General features: G+C 34.6%; 18 protein-coding genes and 1 rRNA gene. All 19 read right to left on the bottom strand.

Annotated elements, in window-relative coordinates:
- Window positions 1–12: 12 nt before the first annotated feature.
- The gene (locus RDV78_05825) at window positions 13–2,181 is read right to left on the bottom strand and encodes a bifunctional (p)ppGpp synthetase/guanosine-3',5'-bis(diphosphate) 3'-pyrophosphohydrolase (protein ID MDS1030013.1); all 2,169 of its coding nucleotides are present in this window, start codon (window positions 2,179–2,181) and stop codon (window positions 13–15) included.
- Between the two features lie 50 nt (window positions 2,182–2,231).
- Entirely contained in the window at window positions 2,232–2,750 is a 519-nt protein-coding gene (locus RDV78_05820; GenBank protein ID MDS1030012.1) for an adenine phosphoribosyltransferase, read from the bottom strand.
- Window positions 2,750–5,545: a single-stranded-DNA-specific exonuclease RecJ gene (gene recJ / locus RDV78_05815; GenBank protein MDS1030011.1), complete on the bottom strand. Its 2,796-nt coding sequence runs from the start codon at window positions 5,543–5,545 to the stop codon at window positions 2,750–2,752. The genes RDV78_05820 and recJ overlap by 1 nt, the downstream gene beginning before the upstream one ends.
- A 153-nt stretch (window positions 5,546–5,698) precedes the next feature.
- On the bottom strand, window positions 5,699–6,151 hold the full coding sequence (locus RDV78_05810) for a hypothetical protein (GenBank protein ID MDS1030010.1): 453 nt from the start codon (window positions 6,149–6,151) through the stop codon (window positions 5,699–5,701).
- A 594-nt stretch (window positions 6,152–6,745) separates the two neighbouring features.
- A complete protein-coding gene (secF, locus tag RDV78_05805; protein MDS1030009.1) occupies window positions 6,746–7,627 on the bottom strand; it encodes a protein translocase subunit SecF in 882 nt (293 codons plus the stop codon).
- A complete protein-coding gene (gene secD, locus RDV78_05800; protein ID MDS1030008.1) occupies window positions 7,624–8,871 on the bottom strand; it encodes a protein translocase subunit SecD in 1,248 nt (415 codons plus the stop codon). The genes secF and secD overlap by 4 nt, the downstream gene beginning before the upstream one ends.
- 121 nt (window positions 8,872–8,992) lie before the next feature.
- Window positions 8,993–9,262: a preprotein translocase subunit YajC gene (yajC, locus tag RDV78_05795; GenBank protein ID MDS1030007.1), complete on the bottom strand. Its 270-nt coding sequence runs from the start codon at window positions 9,260–9,262 to the stop codon at window positions 8,993–8,995.
- Between the two features lie 67 nt (window positions 9,263–9,329).
- Window positions 9,330–10,439, bottom strand: coding sequence for a tRNA guanosine(34) transglycosylase Tgt (gene tgt, locus RDV78_05790; protein MDS1030006.1), 1,110 nt, complete (start codon window positions 10,437–10,439; stop codon window positions 9,330–9,332).
- Window positions 10,440–10,469: 30 nt separating this feature from the next.
- Window positions 10,470–11,498: a tRNA preQ1(34) S-adenosylmethionine ribosyltransferase-isomerase QueA gene (gene queA / locus RDV78_05785; GenBank protein MDS1030005.1), complete on the bottom strand. Its 1,029-nt coding sequence runs from the start codon at window positions 11,496–11,498 to the stop codon at window positions 10,470–10,472.
- An 11-nt stretch (window positions 11,499–11,509) separates the two neighbouring features.
- Window positions 11,510–12,925: a SpoIID/LytB domain-containing protein gene (locus RDV78_05780; GenBank protein ID MDS1030004.1), complete on the bottom strand. Its 1,416-nt coding sequence runs from the start codon at window positions 12,923–12,925 to the stop codon at window positions 11,510–11,512.
- A gap of 88 nt (window positions 12,926–13,013) precedes the next feature.
- Window positions 13,014–13,235: a DUF2905 domain-containing protein gene (locus RDV78_05775; protein ID MDS1030003.1), complete on the bottom strand. Its 222-nt coding sequence runs from the start codon at window positions 13,233–13,235 to the stop codon at window positions 13,014–13,016.
- Window positions 13,236–13,266: 31 nt separating this feature from the next.
- Window positions 13,267–14,271 (bottom strand): Holliday junction branch migration DNA helicase RuvB, encoded by a 1,005-nt coding sequence (gene ruvB, locus RDV78_05770; protein MDS1030002.1) that lies wholly within the window; start codon window positions 14,269–14,271, stop codon window positions 13,267–13,269.
- Between the two features lie 14 nt (window positions 14,272–14,285).
- A complete protein-coding gene (gene ruvA / locus RDV78_05765) occupies window positions 14,286–14,894 on the bottom strand; it encodes a Holliday junction branch migration protein RuvA (protein MDS1030001.1) in 609 nt (202 codons plus the stop codon).
- A complete protein-coding gene (ruvC, locus tag RDV78_05760; GenBank protein MDS1030000.1) occupies window positions 14,891–15,397 on the bottom strand; it encodes a crossover junction endodeoxyribonuclease RuvC in 507 nt (168 codons plus the stop codon). Before ruvC ends, ruvA begins: the two co-directional genes overlap by 4 nt.
- A gap of 121 nt (window positions 15,398–15,518) precedes the next feature.
- The gene (locus RDV78_05755; protein ID MDS1029999.1) at window positions 15,519–16,079 is read right to left on the bottom strand and encodes a hypothetical protein; all 561 of its coding nucleotides are present in this window, start codon (window positions 16,077–16,079) and stop codon (window positions 15,519–15,521) included.
- A gap of 73 nt (window positions 16,080–16,152) precedes the next feature.
- Complete coding sequence (locus tag RDV78_05750) at window positions 16,153–16,905, bottom strand: YebC/PmpR family DNA-binding transcriptional regulator (GenBank protein MDS1029998.1); 753 nt, start codon at window positions 16,903–16,905, stop codon at window positions 16,153–16,155.
- Window positions 16,906–16,982: 77 nt separating this feature from the next.
- Window positions 16,983–17,708: an NAD(+) synthase gene (gene nadE, locus RDV78_05745; GenBank protein ID MDS1029997.1), complete on the bottom strand. Its 726-nt coding sequence runs from the start codon at window positions 17,706–17,708 to the stop codon at window positions 16,983–16,985.
- 14 nt (window positions 17,709–17,722) lie between these two features.
- Window positions 17,723–18,142 (bottom strand): DUF3842 family protein, encoded by a 420-nt coding sequence (locus RDV78_05740; protein MDS1029996.1) that lies wholly within the window; start codon window positions 18,140–18,142, stop codon window positions 17,723–17,725.
- A 220-nt stretch (window positions 18,143–18,362) separates the two neighbouring features.
- A 5S ribosomal RNA gene (rrf, locus tag RDV78_05735) occupies window positions 18,363–18,463 on the bottom strand; the annotation flags it as partial.

The following is an 18,463-nucleotide window of genomic DNA, read 5'->3' as shown; positions in this document are numbered from 1 at the left end:
ATTATCAACCCCCTATTGGCTATGAGGTGTAATCCTTTTTACTTCTAGAACATCTGCTACTTTTTTCACCTTATCCATTATGAAATAAAGATGATCCAAACTCCTGATTTGAATTTTTAAATTAATTGTAGCTAAATTATTCTTTGTGGATCTAGCATTAACGGCGTTGATTTTTGTTTTAGTATCTGCGATTGTGGCAATTATATCCATAGTTAATCTCGGGCGATCAATAGCTACGGCCTCTATTTGTACTTGGTATACTGCTTCTGTTTCCGTATCCCAGGCAACCTCAATAATTCGCTCATGTTCATTTTCTTGATGGTGTACAATATTAGGGCAATCTTGGCGGTGAATGGATACACCTCTGCCTCTAGTAATATAACCAAAAATAGGATCACCAGGTAAAGGATTACAACACTTTGATAAACGAACCATAATATTTTCTACGCCCTTAACCCTTATCCCTTGAGAAGGTTTACTGTATCCTTGCCAATCCTTTACTGCAATTGCTAATTGCTCTTGTCCCTTTTCTTTTTCGCTTTTATTTAACGATAGTTCTTTTAATTTAGTAATAACTTGTAAGGATGTAGGACCACCGGTATCACATAAAGAAGCATATAAATCATCTATGTTTAAATTAAACTTCTTTGCAACTTCTTGTAAATTGCTTTGCTTTAACAGTTCCACATCTAAACCTTGTTTTTTTGCTTCTTTCTCTAATAATTCACGTCCCTTAGCAATATTTTCCTCTCTATTTTCTTTTTTAAACCATTGGCGAATACGATTTTTAGCTTGAGAAGTTTGAACTAGCTTAAGCCAGTCTCTGCTTGGCCGACTACTTTTTGAGGTTAATATTTCAATAATATCTCCAGTTTTCAGCTGATAATCTAAGGGCACTATCCTTCCATTGATTTTAGCACCTACACAATTATGGCCTACAGCAGTGTGTACCCGATAAGCAAAATCAATTGGTATTGACCCGGCAGGCAACTCTACAACATCTCCCTTGGGAGTGAACACATATACTCTATCTGAAAAAAGGTCTGTTTTTAATGTATCAACAAATTCCCTAGCATCTCCCAAATCTCTTTGCCACTCTAAAAGTTGTCTAAGCCAAGAAAGTTTTTGATCAAAATCCTTATCGCCTGTTTTACCTTCCTTATATCTCCAGTGAGCTGCAATTCCATACTCAGATGTTCGATGCATTTCCCAAGTACGAATTTGAACTTCAAAAGGTTCACCCATAGGCCCAATGACAGTTGTATGCAGGGACTGATACATGTTTGGCTTTGGCATTGCAATGTAATCTTTAAACCTGCCAGGGATTGGCTTCCAAAGTGTATGCACAATTCCTAGGACACCATAACAATCTTTCACATTATCAACAATTACTCTAACGGCAATCAAATCGTATATTTCACTAAGTTCCTTACCTTGTTTTACCATTTTATTATAGATACTATAAAAATGTTTAGGGCGTCCTTGAATATCAACCTTAATTCCCATTACTTTAAGTTTATCTTCAAGTATTTTAATTACCTGATTAATGTAGGCTTCTCTTTCCTGGCGCTTCATTGATATATTTTGAACAAGCTCATAATATTTTTCCGGGGCTAAATAACGTAAAGCTAAGTCTTCCAGCTCCCATTTAAGCCTAAATATACCTAATCGATGAGCCAAAGGAGCAAATATCTCCAGTGTTTCTTCAGCTATTTCTTTTTGTTTTGCTTCTGCCTGATGTTTTAATGTCCGCATATTATGCAAACGGTCAGCCAATTTAATAAGAATCACTCTAATATCTTTAGCCATAGCTAAAAACATTTTGCGTAAACTTTCTACTTGCTGCTCTTCTTTAGATTTATATTCTATTCTCGACAACTTAGTCACACCATCGACTAGCATAGCAATCTCTGGCCCAAAAGTATCAGATATTTCTGCAAGGGTAGCATTTGTATCCTCTACCACATCATGTAGAAGACCAGCTATAATTGTAGACACATCTAAATGAAGCTGAGCTAAGATAATAGCTACTGCTAAGGGGTGAATAATATATGCCTCGCCAGATTTACGCTTTTGGCCTTCATGTGCCTTGGAAGCATAATAAAAGGCTTTTCTTATTAAATTAATGTTTACAGACGGGTAATAAGATAATACCTCGTTTTCTAAATCCTCCAAGGTCATAATTTCACCTCTTAAAAAATCTGCTTTTAGACACAAACCTAATAATATTATTAATATGGATACTGTATTAAAGAAATTACATCGTAACCTTCTAAAAGGCTTCGACCTTTAAGCTCTGTTAGTTCAATTAAAAATGCAGCACCAACTACTTTCCCACCAGATTTTTCAATTAGTTTCAAAGTAGTTGAGATAGTGCCTCCTGTAGCTAGTAAGTCATCAACAATTAAAACATTATGACCATGCTTTATAGCGTCAATATGCATTTCTAGTCTATCAGTCCCATACTCTAATTCATATTCTCCATACAAAGTTTCTCCCGGCAATTTACCTGGCTTACGGATAGGAATAAATCCTACCCCTAAAGCATAAGCTAAAGGAGCTCCTATCATAAATCCCCTAGCTTCGGGACCAACGATTAAATCTATTCTTTTTTCTTTACATTTATCTGCAAGCTTATCAATAGCATATTTAAAAGCTTCACCATCTCTTAATAATGTCGTGATATCCTTAAAACTAATCCCTTTTTTCGGAAAATCAGGTATTACCCTTACCTTGGCTGCTAAATCCATTACCCTACCTCACTTTCAAAATCAGCAATAGATACAAATTTTTTAAATTGTAGTTGAGCACTTAGTTCTAATTGTCCTTCTTTAAAGCAAGCAGAATTTTCAAGATCTACTTTGGAGTCATGTGTATTTAAAAAAAATGCCCCATTTTTAAAGTATACTACTTTTAGTTCCCTAAGTATATCCAAACCTATTTTAAGCTTATTTATGGAAGCGCTTTCTGCAGCTAAATTTAAATCTCCCATCAGCTCTTTATAATCTATCCTCTGATGGGGCGAAAATCCATAAATTCTATTCATAAGCCCTTCTAAAAACAACTTATTCGGAAACATAATTTTCAACATATCATCATTTACTTTTAAATCCTGCTCATTCCATAATAAATATACATTCATGTTTTCACTATGAGCAACTCTAAATTTTAGTTCATCCGGACTAAATGGCGGTTCATATATCACCTTATCCCACTTCTGAGACCAATGACAAAAATCCAAGAATTGGTTAGTTATTATTAGTTTAAAATTATTATCCAGTAAATTTAGATCCGTGCCTTCATCTATTTTAAATAGTACTTTTACTTGTCCCTTAAAACTAGGGTATCTTTGTGTAAAATAATTTTCTAATTCCAGCGCATTCTTTTTATAATTAAGATAAACTATCAGACTACGCCCTGTTAAAAATAGTTTTTCCAACATTGTTAATTTATTTATGCCCCTACTATCAATAACATTTGCTGCCTTAAGATCACACTCTAATATATCATTTAGATCAATAATCCTTGAATTTGAGTTGTAAAAATAAGCCCCATATTTTTGCCAGAAAACATTAGTCATAAAGATAACCTTATATTTTGAATAGTCATGTTCTAAACTAAAATGCCTACTATCAATACTCATAGTAAGAAGACCCTTATTTTGCAAAAAGCTTTCAAAGAAATCATAATACCCCGTGTTCATTCTCCTTAGAGGCGTTTTTATAATAAAAAAATCACTATTTTGCATACTTTTAAGCAATCTATCAAGTAGATTTTGATAATTTCTCCCTAATATTGAATAAAATCCACAATTATTGTTAATTATCTCTAAATCTTTTAAATTTAACTGTAAATTTATATTCCCATTCCATTCGTTTTGTTCTAAGACGAAGGCAATATCTGTTGACATTTTAATATGGGAATCAAAGTTGTTTATTTTAGCTGCAAGATTAAACCCAATAGCATCAAATTCCTTGTTATTTTGAAAAACTTTAGTTTTTAAATGATTATTGTTTTTCCCTACTCTTTTCCAGTTTCCAAGTTGCACCTGACTACAACATAATACAGGTTCAGGATTGCCAAAGCCAAATGGCGCTAGTTTTTCCAGGTGTTCAAATAACCCATAATCAATATCTTCTAAGCTTATTGAACTATCTATTTTTAAAATTGGTTGAAGCATTTCCTCTGTAATTTTTTCTTCTGCATACTTATTAATTGCATTTGTAAAAGCCCTTATATCCCTAACCATCAAAGACATGCCAGCTGCTTGGTTATGACCACCATATTTTAACAAAAAATCTTCGCAGAATTTAAGCGCATTATAAAGGTCAAAACCCTTAATACTCCGGCCGGAGCCCCTAGCTTTATCACCTTCAATACTTAATAAAATAACAGGCCTGTAAAAACGCTCAACAATTTTTGAAGCAACTATACCAATAATACCTTGATGCCAAAAAGGAGATGCTAAAACAATAACTTTATGTTTAGAAAAATCAACTTCCTCTTCAATTTTAGAACATGCTTCATTATAAATTTGGGACTCTATTAACTGTCTTTCTTCATTTTTTCGATTTAGTTTTACTGCTAGTTCTTTGGCTCTTTGCTCCGATTCCGTAAGTAATAGTTCAAGAGCTGGTTCTGCACTTCCTAAGCGCCCCGCAGCATTGAGTTTAGGAGCTAAATTAAATGCTACCTGATTTGTAGTTATTTTTTTTCCTATCAAACCAACTACTTCAATCAAAGCCCTTAACCCCGGCCTTTTAGACGAAGATAAAAGAGGTAAACCATATTTTACTATAATTCTATTATCACCAGTTAAAGGTACTAAATCTGCTATGGTACCTAAAGTTGCAAGATCCAAAATACTCTCAGCAAAACAATCTGAATTAACATTTGGCGATAAATCTACAGACATGTAAAGTGCTTGGGATAATTTAAATGCAACACCTACTCCCGCTAAATGCTGAATAGAGTCCACATTGCTTAGCTTCGGATTTATTACTGCAAAAGCTGAAGGTATTTCAGAGCCTGGCTCGTGGTGATCAGTTATTATAATATCTAAACCAATTTTTTTAGCAAAATCCACTTCATCAATTGAAGTTATTCCGCAATCCACTGTTATAACTAAATCAGCTTTTGCATTCTTAATTTTTTGTAAAGCAGTTGTATTTAATCCGTATCCTTCCTTTAGGCGATTTGGAATATAATAATCAACATTTCCCCCCAAGCTATGTAAAGTAGTAACCATTAAGGCTGTACTGGTAATTCCGTCTACATCGTAGTCCCCATAGACTATAATTCTTTTTCTTTGTTTTATTGCAGTATTTATTCTTTTAACAGCTTTTTGCATATCCGGTAGCTGATCGGGAGTTGTTAAGTCTGTAAAAGCAGGATAAAAAAGTTTTTGTGCTTCTGCAATTGTTTTTATTCCTCTATTGATTAATATTTGGGCAACTATGCTTGGTATATTGAGTTCGTGGCTCAAATGCTTGCATAAATCCCCATCTGGCTCAACAAATTCCCATTCTTTAGGGATCAAAAACATTAAGCCTCTCCCCTATTGTTTTTAGATTAAAAATAAACTATATCTGACTGATTTTATTTCGACTTTAATCGCATCTTTCCTGCAAAAAAAAATTGAAACAAAAAAAGGAACCCTCTTTTTAAAAGGAATTCCATTTTTTATGGGTTAATCGATTTAAATTAATTCAACTATATGCCAAATAGTTAGAACCCATATTGTAAAATTTCTAATTAACCAACCTGCACATGTTAATAATATAGCTTTCCGACCTAGAAGTGCATATCTACGTAACAGTGGCGTACCCATAAATAGAGCAAAAATTTCTCCAAGCCAGATTGGTGAAAATAGCATACCAATCGTTATTCCCAAGGCAGAACTGCCGATAATAATTTCTCGTATAGGCAACGGATCAAATTTTCTTCTACTGTACTTATCTAATGCCAAAGATATAATTGCAGCTAATACTAATATAAAAAAATTTAATATAAATACCAATGGTACAAAATTATTATTTGAAAGTATAATTACCAACAATAATAATGAATTTATCATAAAACCCTTAACTCCTATCAATAAGGTTATTAATAGTCCAATTATAAGTAGCAATGTATTAAAAAATATTTCCATTAAACCACCCCGTTTACCAGGCGTAATCGTAATATAAATATCTTTTCCAATGAAAAATTTTTAAGTCGTTAATAAACGAAAATTACTAGCAAATAGAAACCAAATCGAGTTACCTTTGTTCCGTGGTGTCAATTGCCTTATTTTTTCCTTAAGTCTCTTTATTTTCTTAGGGGGGACTGCGACTATTTTCCTGTAGATAATGAAGCCCGGATAGGATACATCCTTACTTACTTCTGTAAGGTGGGTTTTGTCTTTGTTAACGGTTAGTTTGAGTTCGTTTTCAGTATTTTGGCAGCAATGTCTTGATATTTTCGTGCTTCCCCGGTTAGGTTTCCTTACCTGAACTTGAACGCATCCGTCCTAACTAATCAGTTTATCCGGCTTTTGGTCTTTCCCACTTTTTCCTTCGGCTTCCTTCAGACCCCGCAGTTACCAGTGACGCCCTTGCATACGAGTTATTTTCCTGCCGGTTAGGCGATAGGGTTTCTTTCAGCCCATCGGCTCAGCAAAAATGCCGGGCAAATTAAGAAAGCAGCTATTACCTTATGTGTTAAAGTAATAGCTGCTATGCACAAAACTAGCTTTATTTTTGGCTTATTTATTGGCTGCCACTGGATTTTTATGTTTTTTTTGGGATAAGCTTTTAAAATCAATCCATAATGGACTTGCATTAAATATAGATGAATAACATCCAGTAATCGTTCCTATTAGCATAGCTAGAGCAAAGATCCGGGTTGTTTCACCGCCGAACACAAGAATTGCTACCAAACACATTATAACAGTTAAGACAGTTGAAATAGAGCGAAAGAGTGTTTGGTTTATACTCATGTTGGCAACGTCAATGTTTGATTCTTTTTTATAAAAACGTAAATTTTCTCTAATTCTATCAAAAATAACAATGGTATCATTAATTGAATAACCAATAATAGTTAATAAAGCGGCAACAAATGTACCATCGACTTCAATTTGAAATAAAGAGAAAACACCTACAACTACTAACACATCGTGAATGAGCGCAAGTACAGCAGCAAGACCAAAGTAAAATTCAAACCTAAAGGTAATATAAACAACCATTAAAATTGAAGCGATAATTATAGAGTAAATAGCTTTTTGAGTCAGTTCCTTTCCTACTGTACCACTGACTTTTTCGTTTCTATTAACCTTCATTTCCCCAAGTTTATCAGATAAATTCTTAATCAAAGATTTGTTTTGTTCTTCAGACAATTCACTAGTACGGATGATAAAATTATTTTTTCCAGCTTCTTGCGGCAAACCTTCTATTTTTAATTCATCTAAAGTTGAACGCAACTGAGCAATAGTGACGTTTTGAGTAAAATGAACATCAAGAATATTGCCACCCTTGAAGTCAATTCCCAAGTTTAAACCTCTAGTAAAAAAGGAAATGATCCCAGGAATAATAATTAATAAAGATATTATATACCAAATCTTTCTTCTACGAATAAAATCAAATTTCACTTGGCTCCCCCCCTTACTCCATATAGTTTCTTATTATTTAAGCCAGGAATTTTAATAAATAATCTTAAGAGGAACCTGGTCAACGTAAGAGCCGTAAACATATTAAGTAAAATACCAATAATTAGGTTCAAAGCAAATCCTCTCACTGATCCTATGCCTAGGTAAAAAAGCACTACCGCAGTAATAATTGTAGTTAAATTGGAGTCAAAAATTGTCCCAAAAGCTCTTTTAAAACCTGCTTCTACGGCAGCTCTAGTAGTTTTACCATTACGCAATTCGTCTTTGATTCTTTCATAAATAATTATGTTTGCATCGGCGGCCATACCAACTGTTAGAAGGAGTGCTGCAATACCAGGTAACGTCAAAACAGCCTTGACACTAATTAAGCCACAAAGTATTAATATAATAAATACCAGTAAAGAAATATCAGCGATTATACCAGGAAGCCTATATACTACCAGCATAAAAATAGCTACGGCAAGTAGGCCAATTATAACAGCTTGTTTACTTTTTTCTAAAGAATCCAAACCTAAAGTTGGTCCAACAGTTCTTTTTTCAATAATTTTAGTACTTACAGGCAATGAACCTCCTCTTAACAATGCCGCAGTATTAGCTGCATCATCATATGATTTGAACCCACCTGTAATTCTTGCTTGCCCATTGGGAATTGGTCCGGAAACTTCGGGGGCAGTAAGTAACTCATTATCCAGGTAAATAGCAATTCTTCTTTGGGGATCACCCTGTGGAAAACTTGCTAATTGCCCAGTAATATTGGCAAAAGTTTTAGCTCCCGCGTCGTTAAATTGTAGCCCTATTTCTGGTTCCCCAGAAGTATTATCCATAGTAGCTTTGGCATCTTTTAAATCTTTACCAGTTAGAACAGTTTTACCGTCTGCAGTCTTAAATTCTAGCAAAGCTGTTTTTCCAATAATTTCAACTGCTTCTTCAGGATTTTTAATTCCTGCCAATTCAACTGCTAACCTTTTGCCGCCTATTCTTTGAATAATAGGTTCGCTAACACCTAGCTCATCTACACGCTGCCTCATAACTGATTCCAGTTGCTTCATATCATCATCAGTAACCTTATGTGCAGCCGTTTCTTGGGCCTCCATTAACACATGAACCCCACCCTGCAAATCTAGACCTAAATCTATCTTTTTAAGCAGTGGGTTAAAAGCCAAAATGCTTCCAGCAATAATAATTACGAGTACTAGAAGCAGTTTAAATATGTTCCCCCATCTCATTTTTTCTCCTCCTTTATTTACTACATACATACTAATAAATTATAAACCTCTTTATTTTAAATTGCAATTAACAACAATTTTCATAATTTTGTGCCATAAAAAAAGCTCGCAATGGCGAGCTTTAGCTTTCTTTGCCTGCAATATAGGAAATAGCTGATTTTTCAAATTCGACTTCAACTTTATCAGCTATCCTTAGAATAACACTTCTATCTTTTATTTTCATAATTTTGCCATGCAATCCACCAATTGTTACAACGTGTGCGTTTACCTTTAGATTTTGCATTAACTCTTGACGCGCCTTTTTTTGTTTTTGCTGAGGCTTGTACATTAAAAAATAAAATAAACCAAAAATAAAAACAACATAAATAATTAGAGTCGTATATTGTTGCATATGTTCCACTCGCCTTTCATATAGTATTGTTGAATGCCTATTCTACACATTTCCTGTAAAACCCTTTCTAAGAATTATACTTTGCATAGAATTCCGCCGCAAAATCTTCTAGGTTGTCAACACTAATAGCTTGTCTAATCTGTTTCATTAAATTTATTAGAAATGTTAAATTATGAATTGTGGTTAACCTAATGCCTAATATTTCTTCAGCTTTTAATAAGTGCCTAATATATGCTCTAGAATAATTACGGCAAGCATGACAATCACACTCTGGATCAAGAGGAGAAAAATCTCTAGCGTATTGTGCATTTCTAATTACTAACTTTCCATGACTCGTCATAACTGTGCCATTTCTAGCGATTCTAGTAGGTAGAACACAATCGAACATATCAACTCCTCTCAGCACTCCTTCTATTAGACAATCAGGAGAACCGACTCCCATTAAATATCTTGGCTTATTATTAGGTAAGTAAGGGATAGTGTGTTCCAGCATATCATACATAACAGGCTTTGGTTCACCAACACTTAACCCACCAATGGCGTAACCTGGGAAATCTAATTCAGTTATTTGCTGAGCGCTCTTTTTTCTCAAATCGGCAAATACACTTCCTTGCACTATTCCAAAAACTACTTGATAAGGATGGTTGTGAAATTGTTTACATCTTTCTGCCCAACGTGTTGTTCTTTCCAAAGCTTTATCAGCTTCTTCATAAGAACAGGGATATGGAGCACATTCATCAAAAGCCATAGCAATATCGGAACCCAGAGCCATTTGAATTTCCATAGATTTTTCAGGGTTGAAGAAATGCTTGGATCCATCAAGATGGGATCTAAAAGCAACGCCATCATCAGTTATTTCGCGTAAATTAGCAAGGCTAAATACCTGGAAACCGCCACTATCAGTTAAGATGGGTTTCGGCCAATTCATAAAACTATGTAATCCTCCGGCTTCAGCAATTAAGTCGTGTCCAGGTCTTAAATATAAATGGTAGGTATTGCTTAAAATAATTTGCGCATTTATATTTAAAAGTTCTTGAGCAGACATAGTCTTTACTGTAGCTTGGGTACCTACGGGCATAAAAATTGGAGTTTCTATAGTACCGTGAATTGTAGTAAGCTTACCTAGTCGGGCTTTATTTTTCGAACTCTCTTTAACCACTTCGAAACTGATACTCAATAAAAATCACTCCTAATTTGCCAAAAATATTTATGGCAATATAAGCATAGCATCACCAAAACTAAAAAATCTGTATTTCTCCTGCACAGCAACCTTGTAGGCATGCAATGTTAAGTCAGTACCAAGCAACGCACTTACTAACATAATTAAAGTTGACTTTGGCAAATGAAAATTCGTCAATAAACCTTGGACAACTTTAAACTCATAACCTGGATATATAAAGATATCAGTCCAGCCACTAGTTGGCACTATTCTACCAAATTTAGAAGCCACTGTTTCTAAAGTACGTACCGAAGTTGTTCCCACTGCTATAATTCTTTGATCTTCCTTTAAGGCTTTATCTAGGATTTGTGCAGTGTCTTGAGTTATCTCGTAATATTCGGCATGCATTTTATGATTTTCAATTATATCTACTTGTACAGGTCTAAAAGTTCCTAACCCTACATGTAAAGTAATGTAACAAATTTTTACACCTTTTCTTGCAATTTGTTTTAACAAATCTTCAGTAAAGTGTAGTCCTGCTGTGGGAGCTGCTGCTGACCCATCGTGTTCAGCATAAACTGTTTGGTATCGCTCTTGATCAGACAACTCTGCTTTAATATAAGGGGGCAGTGGCATTTTCCCTAAACGCTGTAAAATTTCCTCAAATATACCTTGAAATCTAAAGTCTAAAATTTTCCCTCCAGCTTCAGTTTCTTGCACAACTTTTGCTTCTAAAGCACCATTGCCAAAATTTATAATTGCCCCAGGCTTTATCCTTTTCCCTGGCTTAGCTAGGACTTCCCATTGCGTATAATTCAAACGCTTTAATAGTACAATTTCGATACGCGCTCCAGTATTCATTTTTTCTCCAAATAATCTTGCTGGTAAAACCTTGGTATTGTTCAATACCAAGACATCGCCTGGGTTTAAATAGTCTAAGACATTTTTAAAGTTACTGTGTTCTATTGCAGCATCCTTTTTGCTGATAATCATTAACCTAGATGAATCTCTTGGTTCAGCAGGAATCTGTGCAATCAATTCTTGCGGCAATTGGTAGTCAAAATCTTCTACTCTCATCACAAATCTCCTTAACGATACTGAGCAATGGTCAAATGTCCGTCATTTTTATCCTGGTTATAATAGTGTTTTATGATAGAAATATAATTATACCCTTGACTTGCTAGACCCCAAGCTCCCCATTGGCTCATTCCTAGACCGTGCCCATAACCTTTACCATTAATAACTACTGTTTGGAAAACTTTTGGAATATTTTTCTGAGCTTGGCTACCTTGAACCCAATAATAATTTTCTGCTTCGTTAATAAATGCAGTAGTACCATTAGCACTAACAGTTTGTAAGTTGTTTGCGTAATTATATGTTTTCTTTTTACCATTACCATCAAGAACTGTAATAGTAGAATCAAGCTGCAAATCAAACAAAGTGCTTTTAAGACCTAAAACGCTGCGAATACTATCTTTATAAAATGATTTAGTGCCATTTGTTCCAACAAAGTCAAATTGCGTTACCCTATTAGATACTGTTTTGGCTGTACTATTTTGTTGTGTTCGCGAAAGCGTAAAATCAATTATTTCTCCAACATTTATTTTATTTGAGGATTTATTATTCCAAGCATCGACTTGTTTTTTTAGATCAGTTCTTGAAATTGTTTTTTCCCACTTATAAGTACTAGCAGGCCAACCGTTTGATTGATGCGCATAACTCAAAGCATACTCATCCTCAGGGGCTGGCACGCCTTTTAAATAAGGCAAATTTTCCACAAAAACATTTTCACAATTTTCCGTATAGCCACCGGAATTGGCGTGAAAAAAAGCTTTTATTATACTTGAATTGTAGTAAATCACTAAACCTTTTGTATCGTCAACGGCTTCTTTTACCCTACTCCATCCTGACCCGCTTTGGGCACTATATCCACCGTAAACCTGTGTAGCAGTATCAATACCTACATCGTACCTCGTACTTTTTCCCTTCTGTGCTAAGGCATAAGTCCGAGATACAACTGCCTGGGCTTTTAAGGCTTCTAAAGGAGCTGAATTCCCTATTTCCATTCCTACAACTCCATATAAATACTTCTCAATGTCAAGTATATTTACGGCTAAAATACCTTTATCTTCGCTTTGTAAAAATAATTGATCACTATATTGCACTTTTTTAAATAAAAAAACATTTTTTTGTTTAGTATTCTCAGGATTTAATAAAAGAGGGCCCTGATAAGGCATTTCGAAAGCTACATTATCTTTCAAAACCTTAAGCCCAAGTCCTTCTTTGGAAACCACCCACTTTTCACCGGCATTAGGGCGAGCAATGACCAACCCTGTAGCTACATCAATCAGTTGGTAATTTCCCTCTACCACTTTAAATTCGGCTTGATTTAAACTACTTGCCAGCCCTACTTTAATTTTCGTACCTTCCTCGGCGAAAGCACAGTTAATTAATAAGAAAACAAATAAAAAGCTAAAACTAACTAATAAAGATATTCTTTTCAAAAGCTACACCCTCTTTTTTGCAAAACTTAATCTAATTTCGACATTTTAAAGATAAAATCCTGCTCGGCAGGGCTGGCCCATTTTATGATCATTTTCTAAAAAATATGTTCAACAGAATAGTTAGTAAAAGGCTGATTAGAATTGAAGTAGCTAAAGGAAAATAAAAAGTATAACTACCTTTATGCCAGAAAAAATCTCCAGGTAGTTTTCCCAAAAAAGGAATTTTCCCTGCTCCAATTAGCAAAAGGCCAATAAAAACTAAAACCACTCCCATAATAATTATTGTTTTTCCCATACCACCAAAATCCATACTATCACCCTTTTTTGCTTAGTAGAAACTGTTACTCTGAATGGTATTGTATCCCAAAATGCTTATAGGCAAACTCTGTGGCTATTCGTCCTCTAGGTGTTCGATTTAAAAAACCTATCTGAAGTAAGTACGGTTCATAGACATCCTCAATAGTTCCTGGTTCCTCGCCGATTGCTGCAGCCAAGGTTTCGATACCAACAGGTCCGCCACCAAATTTTTGGATGAGAGCTAAAAGCATTTTTCGGTCTGTACCATCCAAGCCGAGAGAATCAACCTCCAGTAAGTTTAGGGCACTTTCCGCTATATCTAAATCTATTATTCCTTGTCCTTTTACCTGTGCAAAATCCCTAACTCGTTTAAGTAAACGATTAGCAATTCGGGGGGTTCCCCTTGATCTTGAAGCAATTTCCCTGGCTCCATCTTCAGCAATGGGCACACGTAAAATACCAGCTGTTCTCTGCACGATCTTTAGCAACTCACTATTTTGATAATACTCTAATCTGCTTATGACTCCGAACCTATCCCTCAAGGGCGAAGTCAGCAAACCTGCCCTAGTAGTTGCACCAATTAATGTAAACTTAGGTAAATCTAAACGAATAGAACGAGCGCTAGGTCCCTTACCAATTAAAATATCTAAAGCAAAATCTTCCATAGCAGGGTATAGTACTTCTTCAACACTTCTATTTAATCTATGAATTTCATCAATGAACAATACATCATTTTGCTGTAAATTAGTCAAAATAGCTGCCAAATCCCCGGCTCTTTCAATGGCTGGGCCCGATGTAATCCTGATTTGTACGCCTAATTCAGCAGCGATAATACCGGCCAATGTCGTTTTCCCTAAGCCAGGAGGACCATATAGCAATATATGGTCTAACGCTTCATGTCGTTGTTTAGCTGCTTCGATAAAAACCATTAAATTCTCTTTAATTTTAGACTGTCCAATATACTCTTTAAGTGTATGTGGCCGTAAACTACCCTCGATCTCACAATCCTCGACTCTAATGCTACTTGATAACAATCTTTCTTCATCCATTTCAAACACCCTTATTACTTGCTCATTTTCTTTAAAACTATTTTAATTAATTCTTCACTAGAAGATCTTTTTTCTAATTCATTGTATACTTTATAAAGAATTTGTTCAATTTCCTTGCGGTTGTAACCCAGACTTACCAAAGCTTCCAATGCTTCTTCATATTCGCCGCCGCCTATCCCTGGTTCAATATTTGTACATAATAGACTGCCATTTAGATTAAGTTTTTCTAACTTATCTTTTAGTTCGTATATTAATCTTTGTGCAGTTTTTTTACCTACTCCTGGTAATGAAGTTAGAACACTGATTTTTTCATTTAATATAGCGTTGACTAAGTCAATTCTAGAAGTAGCCGACAAAATACCTAAAGCCAGCTTTGGACCTATTCCGCTAACCTCGATAAGTATTTGAAATAATTCTTTATCCTCTACATCTAAAAAGCCATAAAGTTGCACTTGATCTTCACGTAAGTAAAATACAGTGTGCAAAAAAACTTTTTCTCCGAGCGGAGGAAGCTTTGACAGCGCATTAGCAGGGATAAATATTTTGTAGCCAATACCATTAACATTAACATAAACTATATCTTGCTGAACAGCGTAAATTTCTCCAATTACAAAAGCAATCAATTTATTTCACCTTTTTCCCGCAATAGCTTTTGTATTTTAAAAGAATGTCCATGACAAATAGCTACTGCAAGTGCATCAGCTACATCGTCTGGTTTAGGAATATTAGGCAAATTTAATACTACCCGCACCATTTCCTGCACTTGCCTCTTTTCCGCTCTTCCATAACCCACAACTGACTGCTTCACTTGCAACGGAGTATACTCACCAATTGTTAAACCATAATTTGCTCCTGCCAATAATACCACGCCTCTTGCCTGTCCAACAGCAAGTACTGTTTTGCTATTTTTATTAAAAAAAAGTTCTTCTACAGCTAGATGATCAGGTTTATACTCTATAATTAGTTTCTCTAAATCAACATACAATTTTTGCAGTCTATTTGCTAAAGATTCCTTTTTACTAGTTTGAATACTGCCATAATGCACAACTTCAAAATGGTTACCAGTTAATTCAATTATTCCGAAACCTATTATGGCTGTTCCTGGATCAATACCTATAATCAACATAATATAGCAGCCCCTTTCGTCAAACCTATTCGACGCATTAAACAGGATACCTGCTTTTAGGCATAACCTTTTAATGTCGTAACTAGCATAATAAAAAGCTGTAACCAACTGTGGCCACAGCTTATTCATATTCGTCTAAGCTATCTAATGCTTCTAATAACTCAGCTTCATTTGCAAACACAAGCTCACCTCTGTAAGCTTTTTCCTGCCATTCTTTTGGCAAAGTAGTAACTTTAATTTCTGTGATTTTTTCTAGGGTTCCATAGCCCATAGGGCCCTTATAAATTGCTAAATAATTATTATGTACGGCCAAATACCTTTTTTCCTCATCTTCCGGGCAAAGTTTTTTTAAATCCTGTGTAATATTTATTTTGTTACTTTTTTCAACATTTATTTTCCATCCTTGTTTAACTGGATATTGCTTGCTTAAAAGAGCCATGTTAGCATCATCAATTCTTAATGGAAATTCATTTTCTTTAACGACATGATTACATAGCAAATAATTTTTAAAAACTTCAACTTCAGCAATTAGGTTATTGGCCTCAGCTTTCGCCTGAGTAGACTTTTGTCTTTTCAAATCAAGTCCTTGAAAAACTGAAGTAATCAAATAAACGAGTAAAAAACTAGTAAAAAATACCAACCCCAAAAAAACATATAATTGCTTATATTTTTTTAATTTCATATATATAATCCCTCCATTTACTTCTAATTGTCTAATATTTCCAAAAAAGAGAGATTATATACTTATTATTCTTTTATATTTGGTCAGCTATAGAATCATCTATTTCAAAATTTGAATATACTGCCTGCACATCATCATTATCCTCAAGTAAATCTATTAATTTTATGATTTTTTGTGCTTGTTCCAAATCACTAATAACAACTGAATTCTTGGGTATTTTTGTAATTTCTGCTGAACTAAAAGTTATGCCGAAGCTTAGCATGTTATCCTTTACCATATCAAAGTCCACTTTAGCAGTGTATATCAGCATTTCTTCCCCCTCAACAGTGACATCTTCAGCTCCGGCTTCAATTGCCAATAACATAAGTTCGTCTTCATCTTTAGCAAATTGAGTAATATCAACAACAAATAAACCTTTAGCTTCAAACATCCAGGCTACACAGCCAGTTTCACCTAAGCTGCCCCCGTTTTTCGAAAATATATGTCTAATTTCACCAGCCGTTCGATTACGATTATCCGTCATAATATCTAACAAAATAGCTGTTCCGGCTGGACCATATCCCTCATAAACTAATTCTTCATAATTTTGTCCGTCCAAGTTTCCAGAGGCCTTTTGGATAACTCTCTGAATATTATCGTTTGGCATGTTATTTTCTTTAGCCTTTTGAATAATATTCTTCAACAGTAAATTTGTATTAGGGTCAGACCCACCGTGCTTAACTGCAACAATAATTTCACGGCCAATCTTTGTAAATATCTTGCCCTTTTTTTCGTCCATTTTAGCTTTTTTATGTTTAATATTTGCCCATTTTGAATGTCCAGACATAATAACACCCTTCCCATATTAAATCCTCTGCCATTTAAGCATATCTTTATGTTATTTGCCATATTGAGATTTTATTTTTAATTTAATGTAGCACAAGGCGGCAAATGTCTTTTATGTTCGCTTATTTTTTTCAGATTTTCAATCTTAACTTTTATATTAGGTTCAGCTTGACCAGTTAAGATATAATTATCTAATTCTTCATAAGTAAATCCCATTTCTGATTCATCAGTTTGATTTGTCCAAAGTCCTGCTGACGGAGCTTTATTAATAATTTCACCAGGAATTTGCAAATACTTTGCTAGTTCACGAACCTGAGTTTTTACCAATTCGCCAATTGGCTCAAAATCAACTCCTCCATCACCATATTTTGTATAATAACCAATTTCAATTTCACTTTTATTCCCCGTGCCAGCAACTAAATAATTTCTCAACGCAGCCTCGTAATAGAGAGTCGTCATCCTTAATCTTGGTTTAATATTTGCTAAAGCCATTACATTTTTCAATTTGTCAGCTTTTGTTACTTCTTGCAACAAACTATCGTATACTTTTCCCAAATTAATAATTTGGTAAGGAACCTGAAGATGTTCAGCCAAAATTTTGGCATCCATTTCATCCTTCGGGTTACTATAGCATGGCATAATAATTCCTATACAATTATTCGGAAATGCTTTTTGACATAAGGCCATGACCACAGCAGAATCAATACCGCCGGATAATCCTACTAAAACACCTTCTGCTTTTGCCTTTTCAACTTTTTCCTTAATCCAAGAAACAATTGTGTTAGTTATTTTTAAATAATCCATTACACCCTCCAATATTACTTTGGATTTAATACAATTTTCTTTAATTTCTCTATTAGTTGCTCTATTTGATGAGGTAAAGGTTCAGCAACTACGCCAACTATATCAATATTACATCTATTTATAGGTAATAATAATTTGTGGGCACTACTCTCCCCAATCGCCTTTGCTATATTAGGGGTTAATTCACCTAACATAGAATTAGCTGCTAAAATAGCTACTGACCCTATAATTATTTCAACCTTATGGACATTTAAAACAATTGCATTTTCACCTGAAGCACCATCGTTTGCACCAGCCCTTAGCATCTGAGAAGTTGCCAATGCATTTGTACCTAAAGCAATTATTTCAATTAAATCTCCAAATTCTTGTCTAATCTTTTCTGTAATAATTTTTCCAATACCCCCACCTTGACCATCTACAACTGCTATTTTCATAATAAATCTCCTATACAGCTTTTGTTCTTTAGATTTTACCATATAATTTTCTTAAATTAAATTTATTATTTTCTTTTTTTTCTAAATAACTCATTAAAATAAGTAAAATCGATTTACAGTATCTATAAAGATGACTCAGTTCACATAACTTTTAAATTATAACTTAACACGTTTAAATTCAAAAAGTCCAGCTACTCTTGTAACTGGACTTAAAAATTAATTCTGGCAGTGACCTGCTCTCCCAGGGAATACTCCCTAGTACCATCGGCGCTGGAGGGCTTAACTTCCGTGTTCGGGATGGGAACGGGTGGTTCCCCTCCG

The organism is Bacillota bacterium LX-D (assembly GCA_031628995.1).
GTDB lineage: Bacteria > Bacillota > DUOV01 > DUOV01 > Zhaonellaceae > JAVLUO01.
The sequence above is the reverse complement of the archived record's forward strand: the minus strand, read 5'-3'. Positions and strand labels throughout refer to the sequence as shown.

What these genes read in the sequence shown, in the direction of transcription:
- RDV78_05825 (MDS1030013.1), bottom strand. Translation starts at nt 2,181, where the DNA reads ATGACCTTGGAGGATTTAGAAAACGAGGTATTATCTTATTACCCGTCT.
- RDV78_05820 (MDS1030012.1), bottom strand. Translation starts at nt 2,750, where the DNA reads ATGGATTTAGCAGCCAAGGTAAGGGTAATACCTGATTTTCCGAAAAAA.
- recJ (MDS1030011.1), bottom strand. Translation starts at nt 5,545, where the DNA reads ATGTTTTTGATCCCTAAAGAATGGGAATTTGTTGAGCCAGATGGGGAT.
- RDV78_05810 (MDS1030010.1), bottom strand. Translation starts at nt 6,151, where the DNA reads ATGGAAATATTTTTTAATACATTGCTACTTATAATTGGACTATTAATA.
- secD (MDS1030008.1), bottom strand. Translation starts at nt 8,871, where the DNA reads ATGAGATGGGGGAACATATTTAAACTGCTTCTAGTACTCGTAATTATT.
- yajC (MDS1030007.1), bottom strand. Translation starts at nt 9,262, where the DNA reads ATGCAACAATATACGACTCTAATTATTTATGTTGTTTTTATTTTTGGT.
- queA (MDS1030005.1), bottom strand. Translation starts at nt 11,498, where the DNA reads ATGAGAGTAGAAGATTTTGACTACCAATTGCCGCAAGAATTGATTGCA.
- RDV78_05775 (MDS1030003.1), bottom strand. Translation starts at nt 13,235, where the DNA reads ATGGATTTTGGTGGTATGGGAAAAACAATAATTATTATGGGAGTGGTT.
- ruvB (MDS1030002.1), bottom strand. Translation starts at nt 14,271, where the DNA reads ATGGATGAAGAAAGATTGTTATCAAGTAGCATTAGAGTCGAGGATTGT.
- ruvC (MDS1030000.1), bottom strand. Translation starts at nt 15,397, where the DNA reads ATGTTGATTATAGGTATTGATCCAGGAACAGCCATAATAGGTTTCGGA.
- RDV78_05755 (MDS1029999.1), bottom strand. Translation starts at nt 16,079, where the DNA reads ATGAAATTAAAAAAATATAAGCAATTATATGTTTTTTTGGGGTTGGTA.
- RDV78_05750 (MDS1029998.1), bottom strand. Translation starts at nt 16,905, where the DNA reads ATGTCTGGACATTCAAAATGGGCAAATATTAAACATAAAAAAGCTAAA.
- nadE (MDS1029997.1), bottom strand. Translation starts at nt 17,708, where the DNA reads ATGGATTATTTAAAAATAACTAACACAATTGTTTCTTGGATTAAGGAA.
- RDV78_05740 (MDS1029996.1), bottom strand. Translation starts at nt 18,142, where the DNA reads ATGAAAATAGCAGTTGTAGATGGTCAAGGTGGGGGTATTGGAAAAATT.